The 13,528-nt window shown below is 69.0% G+C and carries 12 protein-coding genes and 1 tRNA gene; 7 read left to right on the top strand and 6 right to left on the bottom strand.

Features of this window, described 5'->3' with window-relative positions; translation table 11 throughout:
- The first annotated feature begins 122 nt into the window (after positions 1-122).
- Both ACFYXK_RS00910 and ACFYXK_RS00905 read left to right on the top strand, forming a co-directional pair.
- On the top strand, positions 123-1,523 hold the full coding sequence (locus ACFYXK_RS00910) for a pyridoxal phosphate-dependent decarboxylase family protein (protein WP_389409214.1): 1,401 nt from the start codon (positions 123-125) through the stop codon (positions 1,521-1,523).
- Positions 1,520-2,929: a lysine N(6)-hydroxylase/L-ornithine N(5)-oxygenase family protein gene (locus ACFYXK_RS00905; protein WP_389409213.1), complete on the top strand. Its 1,410-nt coding sequence runs from the start codon at positions 1,520-1,522 to the stop codon at positions 2,927-2,929. The genes ACFYXK_RS00910 and ACFYXK_RS00905 overlap by 4 nt, the downstream gene beginning before the upstream one ends.
- Positions 2,930-2,957: 28 nt before the next feature.
- Here the strand turns inward: ACFYXK_RS00905 and ACFYXK_RS00900 are convergent, their stop codons facing one another.
- Positions 2,958-4,781 (bottom strand): bifunctional metallophosphatase/5'-nucleotidase, encoded by a 1,824-nt coding sequence (locus tag ACFYXK_RS00900; RefSeq protein ID WP_389409824.1) that lies wholly within the window; start codon positions 4,779-4,781, stop codon positions 2,958-2,960.
- A gap of 146 nt (positions 4,782-4,927) precedes the next feature.
- On the opposite strand from ACFYXK_RS00900, the gene ACFYXK_RS00895 reads away from it, so the two are divergent.
- The 4 genes from ACFYXK_RS00895 to ACFYXK_RS00880 all read left to right on the top strand — a co-directional run bounded on the left by ACFYXK_RS00895 (position 4,928) and on the right by ACFYXK_RS00880 (position 8,281).
- Positions 4,928-5,629 (top strand): SIMPL domain-containing protein, encoded by a 702-nt coding sequence (locus tag ACFYXK_RS00895; protein WP_389409823.1) that lies wholly within the window; start codon positions 4,928-4,930, stop codon positions 5,627-5,629.
- Positions 5,626-6,141: a GNAT family N-acetyltransferase gene (locus tag ACFYXK_RS00890; protein ID WP_389409212.1), complete on the top strand. Its 516-nt coding sequence runs from the start codon at positions 5,626-5,628 to the stop codon at positions 6,139-6,141. Before ACFYXK_RS00895 ends, ACFYXK_RS00890 begins: the two co-directional genes overlap by 4 nt.
- Positions 6,142-6,291: 150 nt before the next feature.
- Entirely contained in the window at positions 6,292-7,719 is a 1,428-nt protein-coding gene (gene pyk, locus ACFYXK_RS00885; RefSeq protein ID WP_389409211.1) for a pyruvate kinase, read from the top strand.
- Positions 7,720-7,822: 103 nt separating this feature from the next.
- Positions 7,823-8,281, top strand: coding sequence for a MarR family winged helix-turn-helix transcriptional regulator (locus tag ACFYXK_RS00880; RefSeq protein ID WP_389409210.1), 459 nt, complete (start codon positions 7,823-7,825; stop codon positions 8,279-8,281).
- On the opposite strand, the gene ACFYXK_RS00875 is transcribed toward ACFYXK_RS00880, so the two are convergent.
- Together ACFYXK_RS00875 and ACFYXK_RS00870 are read right to left on the bottom strand one after the other, a co-directional pair.
- Positions 8,282-9,025, bottom strand: coding sequence for a transcriptional regulator (locus ACFYXK_RS00875; RefSeq protein ID WP_389409822.1), 744 nt, complete (start codon positions 9,023-9,025; stop codon positions 8,282-8,284).
- A gap of 109 nt (positions 9,026-9,134) precedes the next feature.
- Positions 9,135-9,209, bottom strand: a tRNA-Leu gene (locus ACFYXK_RS00870).
- 75 nt (positions 9,210-9,284) lie between these two features.
- Here ACFYXK_RS00870 and ACFYXK_RS00865 point away from each other — a divergent pair.
- Positions 9,285-9,959 (top strand): ANTAR domain-containing response regulator, encoded by a 675-nt coding sequence (locus tag ACFYXK_RS00865; protein WP_051832085.1) that lies wholly within the window; start codon positions 9,285-9,287, stop codon positions 9,957-9,959.
- A 66-nt stretch (positions 9,960-10,025) separates the two neighbouring features.
- On the opposite strand, the gene ACFYXK_RS00860 is transcribed toward ACFYXK_RS00865, so the two are convergent.
- The 3 genes from ACFYXK_RS00860 to ACFYXK_RS00850 are packed head-to-tail and all read right to left on the bottom strand — an operon-like array spanning position 10,026 to position 13,527.
- The gene (locus ACFYXK_RS00860) at positions 10,026-10,742 is read right to left on the bottom strand and encodes an ABC transporter ATP-binding protein (protein WP_389409209.1); all 717 of its coding nucleotides are present in this window, start codon (positions 10,740-10,742) and stop codon (positions 10,026-10,028) included.
- The gene (locus tag ACFYXK_RS00855; protein ID WP_389409208.1) at positions 10,739-11,782 is read right to left on the bottom strand and encodes an ABC transporter ATP-binding protein; all 1,044 of its coding nucleotides are present in this window, start codon (positions 11,780-11,782) and stop codon (positions 10,739-10,741) included. The genes ACFYXK_RS00860 and ACFYXK_RS00855 overlap by 4 nt, the downstream gene beginning before the upstream one ends.
- Positions 11,783-11,787: 5 nt before the next feature.
- A complete protein-coding gene (locus ACFYXK_RS00850; RefSeq protein ID WP_389409207.1) occupies positions 11,788-13,527 on the bottom strand; it encodes a branched-chain amino acid ABC transporter permease in 1,740 nt (579 codons plus the stop codon).
- Between the last annotated feature and the right edge of the window lies 1 nt (position 13,528).

Here is a 13,528-nt window from a genome sequence, read left to right as displayed (position 1 = left end):
TACACGTCGGGCCCCCAGGCTGTCACCGCAGCAGCGCCCGCCACGCAACGGCCCCGGACCGCTCAGGCACCCCACGACAGGGCCGGCCCCCTGCCGCAGACCCGTTCCCGTGAGGACACCGCATGACCGCGCCGCCCGGCACCCCGCCGACCCCACCGCACCCGCTCGCCGGCGGCCGCCTCGGCGCCGAAGCCCTGCGCCCCCTCCTCGACACCGTCCTCGAAGCCCTCCGCACCGGAGCCCAGGAGCGCGGCGGGCCGATTCCGGCAGGCGGCCCCGACGCCCTCGCCGCCCGCGTCCAAGCCGCACTGGGCGACGTACTCCCCGAAAAGGGCCACGGCGACCACGAGGCGCTCCGGACCCTCGTCCACACCCTCGCCGCCGGCGCCGCCGACCCCGCCGACCCCCTCTGCGCGGCCCACCTCCACGGCCCGCCCCTCGCCGTCGCAGCCGCCGCAGACCTCGCCGCCTCCGCCCTCAACCCCTCCCTCGACTCCTGGGACCAGGCCCCCGCCGCCTCCGCGATCGAAGCCCTCCTCACCCGCACCCTCGCCGCCGAGTTCTACGACACCCCCCACCCCGACGCCCTCGTCACCACCGGCGGCACCGAAGCCAACCAACTCGCCCTGCTCCTCGCCCGCGAACGCCACGGACCGCGCCTGACCGTCCTCCACGGAGCCAACGCCCACCACTCCGTCCCCCGCGCCGCCTGGCTCCTCGGCCTGCCCGCCGCCACCAGCCTCCCCACCCCCGCCGGCACCCTCGACCCCGCCCGCCTCGCCGAAGCCCTCGCCACCACCCCCGGCCCCGTCCTCGTCACCGCCACCGCAGGCACCACCGACGCCGGCCTCATCGACCCGCTCCACCCCATCGCCGACCTGTGCGAGCACCACGGCGCCGACCTCCACATCGACGCCGCGTACGGAGGCCTCCTCGCCCTCAGCCCCCGCCACCGCCCCCGCGTCACAGGCCTCGGCCGCGCCCACTCCCTCACCATCGACCTGCACAAACTCGGCTGGCAACCCGTCGCCGCAGGCCTCCTCGCCGTCCCCGACACCACCCTGCTGGCCCCCCTCGCCCACCAGGCCGACTACCTCAACGCCACCGACGACACCGAAGCCGGCCTCCCCGACCTCCTCGGCCGCTCCCTGCGCACCACCCGCCGCCCCGACGCCCTCAAAATCGCCGCCACCCTGCGCTCACTCGGCCGCGACGGCCTCGCCCACCTCATCGACCGCACCTGCGAACTCGCCCACCACCTCGCCCGCCTCCTCGACGCACACCCCCGCTTCGAACTCCACGCACCCCCCACCATCAGCACCGTCCTCTTCCGCCCCACCCACACCGACGACACCCACCTCGCCGCCCTGCGCCGCACCCTCCTCCACACCGGTCACGCCGTACTCGGCCGCGCCACCGCCGACAACCGCCTCTGGCTCAAAGCCACCCTGCTCAACCCCCACACCACCACGCGGGACCTGGACACCCTCGTCACCCTCCTGGAAGGCAGCACCCACCGATGACCGCCCAGCTCGATGCACCCCACGACCTCGTCGGAATCGGCATCGGCCCCTTCAACCTGTCCCTCGCCGCCCTCGCCCACGGCCTCCCCCAGCAAGGCGCAGCCGAACTCGCCACCGCCTTCTACGACCAGCGCCACGACTTCCGCTGGCACCCCGGACTCCTCATCGACGGCACCACCCTCCAGGTCCCCTTCCTCGCCGACCTCGTCACCTTCGCCGACCCCACCAGCCCCTGGACCTTCCTCAACTACCTCAAGCACAAGGAGCGGCTCTTCCCCTTCTACTTCGCCGAGCAGCTCCACATCCAGCGCGCCGAATACGACGCCTACTGCCGCTGGGTCGCCGGACGCCTGCCCGGACTCCACTTCGGCCACCAGGTCGACGCCGTCCGCTGGAACCCCGAACGCGACCTCTTCGAAGTCGACTACACCCAACTCGACACCGACGGCGAAGCCGAAGCCCTCGGCCGCACCCACACCCGCAACCTCGCCCTCGGCATCGGCACCGCCCCCTACGTCCCCGAACCCCTGCGCCCCCTCGCCGAAGCCCCCACCGTCCCCGTCATCCACTCCGCCGACTACCTCGACAACCGGCAGCGCATCCTCGGCGCCGAGCACGTCACCGTCATCGGATCAGGCCAGTCCGGAGCCGAAGTCTTCCTCGACCTGCTCCGCTCCCGCCCCGCCGGCCGCGAACGCCTCACCTGGCTCGCCCGTACCCCATCCTTCGCCCCCATGGAGTACTCCAAGCTCGGCCTCGAACACTTCACCCCCGACTACACCCGCTACTTCCACGCCCTGCCCGAACCCGTCCGCGATCAGCTCGTCCCCGCGCAGTGGCAGCTCCACAAGGGCATCGACGCCGGCACCATCGCCGCCATCCACGAGGAGCTCTACCGGCGCACCCTGGGCGGGGGCTGGCCCGACGCCGTCCTGACCCCCGGAGTCAGCGTCCGCACCGCCGGCCGCGTCGCCACCACCAAGGTCGAACTCCACCTCGACCACGCCCAGCAGGGCACCCGCTCCCGCCTCACCACCGACGCCGTCGTCCTCGCCACCGGCTACCGCGAGCGCCCGCTCACCGGCCTCCTCGCCGGCCTCGACCCCTACCTGCGCAAGGACTCCTCGGGCCGGCCGCGGATCGACGAACACCACCGCATGATCCTCGACCCCAGCGTCAGCGGCACCATCTTCGTCCAGAACGGCGAACGCCACAGCCACGGCGTCGGAGCCCCCGACCTCGGCCTCGCCGCCTGGCGCAGCGCCGCCATCCTCAACACCCTCACCGGCAAAGAGCCCTACCCCCAGCCCACCCGCACCGCCTTCACCACCTTCGGCCTCGAACAGCGGGAGCACACCCGACCCACCCCGACGGTCGAACTGCTCCCGCTGGTCGAACACCCCTGACCGCAGGCGTACGCGTACGGCGACCCGGCTAGAACACCGCAACCCCGGCACGGGTCAGCCGCCAGTCCACCGACGCGAACTGCGCCGGATCGATCGTCCCCTTCGCCTTCACCCACTGGATGATCGTGTTGCGGATCTCCTCCGAATTCGCCCACAACTGCTTCGCCCGCGGCACGTGCGGGAAGTTCCCGCCACCCGACGCCCGGTAGTTGTTCACCGCCAGCACGAACTCCGCAGCCGGATCCACCGCCTTCCCCTGGAACGACAGCCCCGAGATCCGCGAACCCACCGGCTGCGCGATGTCGATGTCGTACGCCAGCCCGTACACCGCGTCGTAGTTGTAGTCCGGAACGCCCTCCGAGTTCGTCAGCTTCGCCGGATCCACCGGAGCACCCGGCGCCGTCTGCACGTAGTACCGCGCCGAGTACTCCAGATAGTCCTTCAACTGCGCCCCCGTCAGCAGCCGCGCCTCCATCGTGTTCTCGAACGGGTACAGACCCGCCGCATCCTTGATCGTCACCTGCCCGGCCGGAATCGCGGCCGTACGCGAGAAACACGACGCCTGCGACAGCACCGGCAGCGCCGCCCACTGCGTACCCGCCAGCGCCCCCTTCACCGTGTCCGCCTGCACATGGTTGATCAGATCGATGATCGCGACGTCCTTGACCGGCCCCTCCGCCGAAGACATCGCCTGCACCGACGTACCGATCACCTGGTTCACGTACGCCACGACCTTGCGGTGCTCGTCCGACAGCAGCCGCGTGATCTTCGGATCCTCGGCGACCGTGTTCGAGTTCAGCACCTTCGCCGACACCTTCGCCACCGACCAGCAGCCCTTCGACCACGTCAGTTCGAAGTCGAACAGCGTCAGACGCTGCCCCCACTTCAGCGGCTCCGACAGCACCACGTCCTTGCCGGTCGCCTTGTTCTTCACCCGGTACTCCGGGATCTCCGTGTGCGCGTGCCCCACCAGGATCGCGTCGATCCCCGGCACCTGCTCCGCCACCAGACCCGCCGCGTTCTCGATGTACGGCAACTGGTCACCGTACGAGGACGTACCGCTCGAACCCGAATGCGCAGACACGATCACCACGTCCGCACCCATCGACCGAAGCTTCGGCACGTACTTCGCCGCCTGCTCCTCCAGCCCCGGGAACGTCATCTTCCCCTGCACGTTCGCCTTGTCCCAGATCGCGATCCCCGGGTTCGTCAGCCCCAGCACCGCCACCTTCACATCCCGCCCGAACGGAGTCCGCAACCGGTGCATGCTGTACGGCGCGAACGCCGGCCGCAGCGTCTTCGCATCCAGCGCATTCGCCCCCAGCAGCGGGAAATCGCACTGCTCCTCGAACTTGCGCAGCACCGGAATGCCGTAGTTGAACTCGTGGTTCCCCAGCGCCGCCGCGTCGTACCCGATCGCATTCATCGCCTGCGCCATCGGATGCACCGGACCACGCCGCGCCGTGATCGGATCCACCTTCGCGTAGTAGTACGACAGCTGCGTGCCCTGGATCGTGTCACCCGCATCGATCAGCAGCGTATTGCAACGCCCCTTCTCCGCCCGCACCTGGTTCACCAGCGTCGAGATCTTCGCCAGGCCGACATCGTTGTGCGCCTTGTCGTCGAACTCCTTGTCCGTGAAGTAGTCCCAGTTGAAGACGTTCCCGTGCAGGTCCGTCGTCCCCATCACCGTGAACGAGTACGTACGCGACGCCCCGGCCGCGCCGGCGGCACCGGCCGCCCCGGGGGCCGCCTCGGCCGCGGAGGCCGCAGTGCCCGCGGCCCCCACCAGCGCAACAGCCGCACCCGTCGCAGCCGAAGTACCCAGAAACGTCCTACGGTCGAACGCCATGCCATCTCCCCTTGTGAGGCGAACAGATCTCGAAGCGTGAACAACGCGCGTAGATTCTGACCGATCAGTAACAACCGGCAACACCCCCACCAGGTTTCGATCCGATGACCACCAGGCCCACCACCCCGCAGTGCGACAGTGAAACCATGACCCAGGACGCACCGCACCAGCCCTACGGAACCCCCGACACCCCCCGCGTCGCCGTCCGCGGCGAAGCCCGCCTCGAAGTCGACCCCGAAATCGCCCGCATCGGCATCACCGTCAGCGCCCGCGGCACCGACCGACGCACCGCCCTCCAAGACCTCACACGCCGCAACAACACCGCCCTCGACCTCGTCAAAAGCTACGGCGACGCCGTCGAAAAACTCGAAACCGGCACCTTCTCCATCAACCCCGAACTCACCCGCCACGGCCGCGCCGAACGCATCCGCGCCTACCACGGCCGCGTCCACATCACCGCCGAACTCGCCGACTTCACCGCCCTCGGCGAACTCACCACCCGCCTCGCCGACCTCGAACTCACCAGCGTCGACGGCCCCTGGTGGGCCCTGCGCCCCACCTCACCCGCCCACGGCGAAGCCCGCCGCCAAGCCGTACTCGAAGCCGTCCAACGCGCCCGCGAATACGCCTCCGCCCTCGGCGCCGACCTCTCCGCCCTCGTCGAACTCGCCGACCTCGGCGCCGAAAACGCCCTCCCCTTCCAAGCCGCGACCTCCGGCACCGGCATGCGCACCATGGCCTACAGCACCACCGAGGAAACCGCCCCGCCCCTCGACCTCGAACCCCAGCGCCAAACCGTCTACGCCCAGGTCAACGCCCGCTTCACCATGACCCCACCCCAACTGTGAACGCCACCGCCCCGAACGGCGCATGGACCCTGGAGCGACTCCGCGCCGACCACGCCCCCGCCCTCCTGGACTTCGAACGGGAGAACCGCGCGTACTTCGCACGGACCATCCCCGACCGCGGCGACGCCTACTTCACCGAATTCGCGCGCCGCCACCGCGCCCTGCTCGCCGAACAGGACACCGGCCTGTCCCACTTCCACGTCCTCATCACCCGCCACGGCACCCTGACCGGCCGCGTCAACCTCATCGACATCGAGGACGGCAGCGCCGAACTCGGCTACCGCATCGGCGAACACGCCGCCGGCCGCGGCGCGGCCACCGCCGCCGTCGCCGAAATCTGCCGCCTCGCGGGCAGCACGTACGGGCTCACCCGCCTCGCCGCCGTCACCACCCTCGACAACCCGGCATCCCTGACCGTCCTACGGCGCAACGGATTCACCCAGGTCGAGACCACCACCGTCGACGGCCGCCCCGGCATCCGCCACGAACGCCTGCTCGCCCCCCAGAACTGATCAAGAAGCGCACCGACGACACCCACGGGGGTGCTCATCAGAGCACCCCCACGCACATTCAACAATTGTCAACAACCTTTTGCCCAACGGTTGTTGAGTGGACACCCGGAACCAATTTCCTACTGCCTGGTAGGGGCATACGCTCGCCCCATGCGCCGAGCAAAAATCGTATGTACCCTGGGCCCCGCCACCGACTCATACGACCAGATCAAAGCCCTGGTCGAAGCCGGAATGGACATCGCCCGCCTCAACCTCAGCCACGGCACCTACGCCGAACACGAGGAGCGCTACCAGCGCGTACGCAAAGCCTCCGACGAAACCGGCCGCAGCATCGGCATCCTCGCCGACCTTCAAGGCCCGAAGATCCGCCTCGGCCGATTCACCGAAGGCCCCGTACTCCTTGAACGCGGCGACGAATTCACCATCACCGTCGAAGACATCGAAGGCGACCGCCACACCTGCGGCACCACCTACAAAGGCCTCGCCACCGACGTCACCACCGGCGAACGCATCCTCGTCGACGACGGCCGCGTCACCCTCGAAGTCACCGGCATCGACGGCCCCCGCGTCCACACCCTCGTCATCGAAGGCGGCATGGTCTCCGACCACAAAGGACTCAACCTCCCCGGAGTCGCCGTCTCCGTCCCCGCCCTCTCCGACAAGGACATCGACGACCTCCGCTGGGCCCTGCGCACCGGCGCCGACGTCATCGCCCTCTCCTTCGTCCGCAGCGGCCGCGACATCGAAGACGTCCACCGCATCATGGACGAAGAAGGCCGCCGCCTCCCCGTCATCGCCAAAATCGAAAAACCCCAAGCCGTGGAAAACATCGACGACATCGTCGCCGCATTCGACGGCATCATGGTCGCCCGCGGCGACCTCGGCGTCGAAATGCCCCTCGAACAAGTCCCCATCGTCCAAAAGCGCGCCGTCAAACTCGCCAAGCGCAACGCCAAGCCGGTCATCGTCGCCACCCAGATGCTCGACTCGATGATCGACAACTCCCGACCCACCCGCGCCGAAGCCTCCGACGTCGCCAACGCCGTCATCGACGGCACCGACGCCGTCATGCTCAGCGGCGAAACCAGCGTCGGCAAATACCCCGTCGAGACCGTCAAGACGATGTCCCGCATCGTCGAAGCCGCCGAAGAAGACATCCTCGCCAAGGGCCTCCCCCCACTCACCGAACGCAGCAAGCCCCGCACCCAAGGCGGAGCCGTCGCCCGCGCAGCCGCCGAAATGGGCGACTTCCTCGGCGCCAAATTCCTCGTCGCCTTCACCCAGAGCGGAGACACCGTCCGCCGCCTCTCCCGCTACCGCTCACCCATCCCCCTCCTCGCCTTCACCCCCGACCCCGCCACCCGCTCCCAGCTCAACCTCACCTGGGGCGTCGAAACCTTCCTCGGCCCCCACGTCGACTCCACCGACGCCATGGTCGCCCAAGTCGAAGAAGAACTCCTGCGCATCGGCCGCTGCGTACCCGGCGACATCGTCGTCATCACCGCCGGCTCACCCCCCGGAGTCACCGGATCCACCAACCTCGTCCGCGTCCACCACATCGGCGACCCCGTACGCTGACCCCCCACCGCACCCCCCCCGCGTCGGGCCCCGTCCCGCCCGACGCGGCCACGCGGCCACCGGCCTTGACCTCAACCCCACTCGAGGTCCTACCGTCACCGCCATGACGATCAAGAAACACCCCCAGGCCCGCCTCGCAGCCCAGCCCATCGGCCACTGGAGCCGCGAAACCGCCAACCTGGTCATCGCCGCCCTCCGCACCGCCCTCGCCGAGGAAAACCTCACCCAGCCCCACTGGTGGACCCTCGGCCACGTCGCCGGAGCCCCCGGAACCTGGACCCGAACAGCCCTCACCCGGAAACTCACCCCCTACGACGACCAGAACACCGACTTCACCACCGTCTACGACGACCTCAGCGCCCGCGGCTGGCTGAACGAAGCAGAAGACGGCACCCTCACCCTGACCCCCGCAGGCGAAGAAGGCCGCCTCCGCGCCCACGACCGCAACGCCGAGGTCCACACCCGCTACCGCCAGGGCATAGACGACGCCACGTACGCGGCCACCATCGACACCCTGCGCCGCATGGTCGCCAACCTCGGCGGCGACGGCGAGCTGCCGTAACTAGTACTTCGGCCCGATGTGGGCGTCCATCAGCGCGACGGACGCCTTGCGGGCGACGGAGACGTTGAAGGGGTCGCTGCCACGGGCCAGGACGGTCCACTGGACGCCGACCCTGGTGAGCGTGTCCGTGCACAACTTCCGGATGTCGTCGGACTTGTTGGTGAAGAAGTACCGCGGGTACTCGTACCGCTTGCCGTTCCGCACGGTCCAGTTGGTGATCCGACACCCGTCGGAGTGGATCAGCCCCCGCAGGAACTCCCAGGGATGGGCGTCGACGATCTCCTGCTGCCACCTTTCGAGGGCGATCCGCCGCTCATGCTTCTTGCCCGGCCCGTGCTGCGGAAACAGGCACGTCCAGTGCCGCCCGTAACTGGTGACGGCAACGCAGCCCTGGCGTTGCAGCACGTAGACCTTGTGGTCGGGCCGCACGGCGGTGATCGCTGCGCGGCACAGCTCGATCAGCCCTGGCCACGCGTCGGCGCAGGCGATTCGCAAGTGGTGCCCGCCGCGGGGGTGCGGACTGATGCAGCCATCGCCGAGATAGAGGCCGAGAAGATAGGCGTAGGACGCCGCGTGGCCTGGGCCGGAGCAAGGCACCGCGTTGTTGCGGGGTAGCGGCTCGATGCGTACCTGCCACGCACGGATGGCGGACCGGGATATCCCGGTTTCCTTGCTGACGGAGTTCATGCTGCGCCCGTCGGCCAGCAAGTCCAGTGCGTGCATGCGGGTGGCGATGTCGTACATGCGGTCGACGCTGCCGCGCGCAATTCGCTCACGTGGCGCATTTCGGCAGGCTTCGCTGAAACGAGTGATGGTCACGCGGTAATCGCGTGACCATGGAATCTAAGCAAAGTGCCCCAGGTGGGATTCGAACCCACACTGTCCGCTGTTTGAGAGCGGCCTCTCTGACCAGTTGGAGTACTGGGGCCTAAGAAACGAAGGCTCGGGGGAGCCCTACGCGAGACCACCTTACCGTAGCTAGGTAGGCTCAGGGGAGTTTGTTATGCCCCGCAAAGAGGAGCCTCCAGTGACCGCCGAGCACGAGTCGACGCCCACGCCCGACGCCGACCAGTCGCACGTTCCGCCGCTGACGACCCGCGTCGTCATCGCCGAGGACGAGGCGCTCATCCGTCTCGACCTGAAAGAGATGCTCGAGGAGGAGGGCTACGCCGTGGTCGGCGAGGCCGGGGACGGGCAGACCGCCGTCGAGCTGGCCCGGGAGCACCGCCCCGACCTGGTGATCCTCGACGTGAAGATGCCGGTCCTGGACGGGATCTCCGCGGCCGAGAAGATCGCGGAGGAGTCCATCGCGCCGGTCCTCATGCTGACCGCGTTCTCGCAGCGTGACCTGGTCGAACGGGCGCGGGACGCCGGGGCCATGGCGTACCTGGTGAAGCCGTTCAGCAAGAGCGACGTGGTGCCGGCCATCGAGATGGCGGTGTCGCGTTTCGCGGAGCTGCGGGCGCTGGAGAAGGAGGTCGCGGACCTCTCGCAGCGGCTGGAGACCCGCAAGCTGGTGGACCGGGCGAAGAGCATTCTGCAGACGCAGTACGGGCTGTCGGAGCCGGCCGCGTTCCGGTGGATCCAGAAGACTTCCATGGATCGTCGGATGTCCATGCAGCAGGTTGCCGAGGCGGTCATCGAGGACGCCGAGGAGAAGAAGAACGCCGCGAAGTAGCTGTACGCGGGTACGCGTGAGGCCCGCCACCGGGGACGGTGGCGGGCCTCACGTTCGAGCGGATCTCTAGTCCTCGCCGAGGTACGCCTTGCGGACGTCCTCGTTGTGGAGGAGCTCCTGGCCGGAGCCGGAGAGCACGATCTTGCCGATCTCCATCACGTGGGCCTGGTCGGCCAGCGAGAGGGCTGCCTGGGCGTTCTGCTCGACGAGCAGGATGGTGGTGCCCGTGGACTTGAGCTCGGCGATGGTCGCCATGATCTTCTGCATCATGAGGGGGGAGAGGCCCATGGAGGGCTCGTCCAGCATGAGCAGCTTGGGGCGGGACATGAGCGCCCGGCCCATGGCGAGCATCTGCTGCTCACCGCCCGAGAGGGTGCCGGCGGCCTGCTTGCGGCGTTCGCCCAGGATGGGGAACATCTCGTAGGCGCGCTGGACGTCCTTCTCGATGCCGTCCTTGTCGGTGCGCAGGAAGGCGCCGAGCTGGAGGTTTTCGGCGATCGTCAGCCGGGGGAAGATGTGGCGTCCCTCGGGGGAGTGCGCCAGGCCCAGGGAGACGATCTTGTGGGCGGGGACCTGCGCCAGCGGCTTGCCGTCGAAGACGACGGTGCCGCTGACCGGCTTGAGCAGGCCGGAGAGGGTGCGCAGGGTGGTGGTCTTGCCGGCGCCGTTGGTGCCGACGAGGCAGACGATCTCGCCCTCGTTGACTTCGAACGAGATGCCCTTGACGGCTTCGATCTTGCCGTAGGCGACCTTGAGGTCTTTGACCTCGAGCAGTGCGGTCACTTGGCGTCTCCGTCCGTGCTGGTGGTGCTGGTGGTGCTGTCCGCGTCGGCGGGGGCGTCGGCCTCGGCGTCGGCGGCCGGTTCTGCGTCGGCGTGTGCCTCGGCTTCCGGCTCTGCGTCGGCTTCGGCTTCGGCGTCCGCGTCGGCTTCTGCCGGAGCCTCGGCCTCTGTCTCAGCCTCGACCTCAGCCTCAGCCTCAGCCTCGACCTCAGCCTCGGCCACCTCGGCGGCGGGGGCCGCGGTCGGGTCGCCCTCGAAGGGCTCTCCGAGGTAGGCGGCGACGACGCGCTCGTCGCCCTGGACTTCGGCCGCGGTGCCCTCGATGAGCTTCTCGCCCTGGACCAGACAGGCCACGCGGTCGCAGAGGTTGAAGATGAAGCGCATGTCGTGCTCGATGACGAGTACGGCGATGCCCATGTCCCGGATGGCGAAGATGAGTTCTTCGGCCGCGCGGGTCTCCTGCGGGTTCATGCCGGCGGTCGGCTCGTCCAGGAGGATGAGGCCGGGGTCGCTGGCGAGGGCGCGGGCGATCTCGAGCTTGCGCTGCTCGCCGTAGGGGAGGTTCTTGGCGAGGTGCTGGGCCTTCTTCTCCAGGCCGATGAACTCCAGGAGCTCCATCGCCCGTGCCTCGCTGGCGGCTTCGGCCTTCTTGAAGCCGGGGCCGCGCAGGAGGGCGGACCAGAGGCCTTCCTTGGTGCGGGTGTGGCGTCCGACGAGGACGTTCTCCAGCACCGTCATGTTGTGGAAGAGCCGGATGTTCTGGAAGGTGCGGGCGATGCCGGCGCTGGTGACCAGGTGCGGCTTGGGCGGCAGGACCGTGCCCTTGTAGCTGACGGTGCCCTCGGTGGGGACGTACAGCCCGGTCAGGCAGTTGAAGAAGGTCGTCTTGCCGGCGCCGTTGGGGCCGATGAGACCGACGATCTCGCCAGCGTTGACCTTGAGGTCCACGCCCTTGACGGCGGTGAGGCCGCCGAAGCGCATGGTGACGCCGCTGGCTTCGAGGACCGTGGTCGCCGTGGTGGTGTCTGTGGTGGTGGTCATGGTGTTCACGCACCCGCCTTGGCGGTGGCCAGGTCCGCGGGGGCCTGGTCGATCGTCTCTTCGTCGTGGAACTCGAGCTGCGCGCGCTTGTTGGCGATGAGGCCTTCGGGGCGGAAGCGCATGAGCAGGATGAGGGCGATGCCGAAGGCGAGGAGCTGGTAGTCCTGGAGGAAGGCCAGCTTCGCCGGGATCAGGAAGAGCAGTGCGGCGCCGAGGATGGGGCCGCGGATGGTGCCCATGCCGCCGAGGATGACGGCGGCGAGGAGGAACGCGGAGTTCGGCGGGACGGGCCCGGCGAAGACGTAGTTCTCGGGGACGACCGTGCTGTTGACGTGTGCCTGGACGGTGCCGGCGAGGCCGGCGAGGGTGGCGCCGAGGGCGAAGGCGATGAGCTTGACCTTGAAGCCGTTGATGCCCATGGCTTCGGCGGCGGTCTCGTCTTCGCGGATGGCGACCCAGGCTCGGCCGATGCGGCTGTTGCCGGCTCGGGCGAAGACCAGGATGACGAGTGCCATCACGAGCAGCATGAGGAAGTAGTAGTTGGCGTAGGCGCCGAGGACGATGCCGCCGACGGTGTGCGATTCCCCGAAGTTCCACCCGAAGAGTTCGAGGTGGGGGATGTTGGGGATGCCGTTGGGGCCGTTGGTGATGTCGGGGCCGGAGGTGCCGTCGAGGTTGCCCATGGCGATGCGGAAGATTTCTCCGAAGCCGAGGGTGACGATGGCGAGGTAGTCGCCGCGCAGGCGCAGGGTCGGGGCTCCGATGACCACGCCGAAGATGAGCGAGGCGAGGGCGCCGACGATGACGGCTGCCCAGAAGGGGAGCTGGAAGCCGAAGGCGGAGGCGGTGCTTCCGGAGACCAGGGCCGCGGCGTAGGCGCCGACGCCGAGGAAGGCGACGTAACCGAGGTCGAGGAGGCCGGCGAGGCCGACGACGACGTTGAGGCCGAGGGCGACGGTCGCGAAGATCAGGATGTTCACCGCGATGAGCGTGTAGGTGTCGCCGCTCTGCTGGATGAACGGGAAGGTGATCGCGGCGGCCGCGGTACCGATGAGGGTGACCTGGCGGTTCTTCGCGGTGAGGAGGCCGAGCCGGTCGAAGAGGCCGGACTTGAGCAGGGCGAAGGCCGCGAAGCCGACGATGATCAGGTAGGTGACGAAGAGCTGCGGCTCCTTGTCGTCGGTGTCGATGCCGAAGGTGACCACGTAGAGGCCGACGGCGAAGGCACCGATGATGATGAGGATCTCGCCCCAGGAGGGCAGCTTCTTGGCGGCGGCGGCCTTGTGGCTGTCGTCGGCGAGCTTGTACGCGGCGAGGGCCGGGACGAGCGAGCCGATGAGGGCGACGTAGGCGCCGGGCTCCAGGTGGACGAATCCGCCGAGGACCACTGCGATGGCGATGACGGTGAACCAGGTGCCGGCGAGGGTGCCGAGCGAGAGGATCCACACGGGCTTGCGGGCGCCGGTGGGGGTGAGCCAGCGCAGGCCCTTGACGCCGAGCGCGGAGAGCGCGTGGGCGGCGGTGAGGAGGGCGCCGACGAGGCTCAGGGCCTGGATGGGGGCCGGGCTGCCGTAGTAGGTGAGGTCACCGGGGAACTCGGCGGTCCAGGTCCAGGCGAGGAAGGCGCTGACGATCGTCAGCAGGCTTCCGCCGATGACCGTGTAGAGGAGTGCGGTGCGGGAGAGCGCGTCGGCGCCGGCGCCGGTGGCTTCGCCCTCGAGGGGGAGAGTGGCTTCGTTGGTCATG

Source organism: Streptomyces sp. NPDC002209 (assembly GCF_042890265.1).
In the GTDB taxonomy this organism is placed as follows: domain Bacteria; phylum Actinomycetota; class Actinomycetes; order Streptomycetales; family Streptomycetaceae; genus Streptomyces.
Note: the sequence above shows the minus strand (reverse complement) of the source record. Positions and strands in the feature narration are given on the sequence as shown.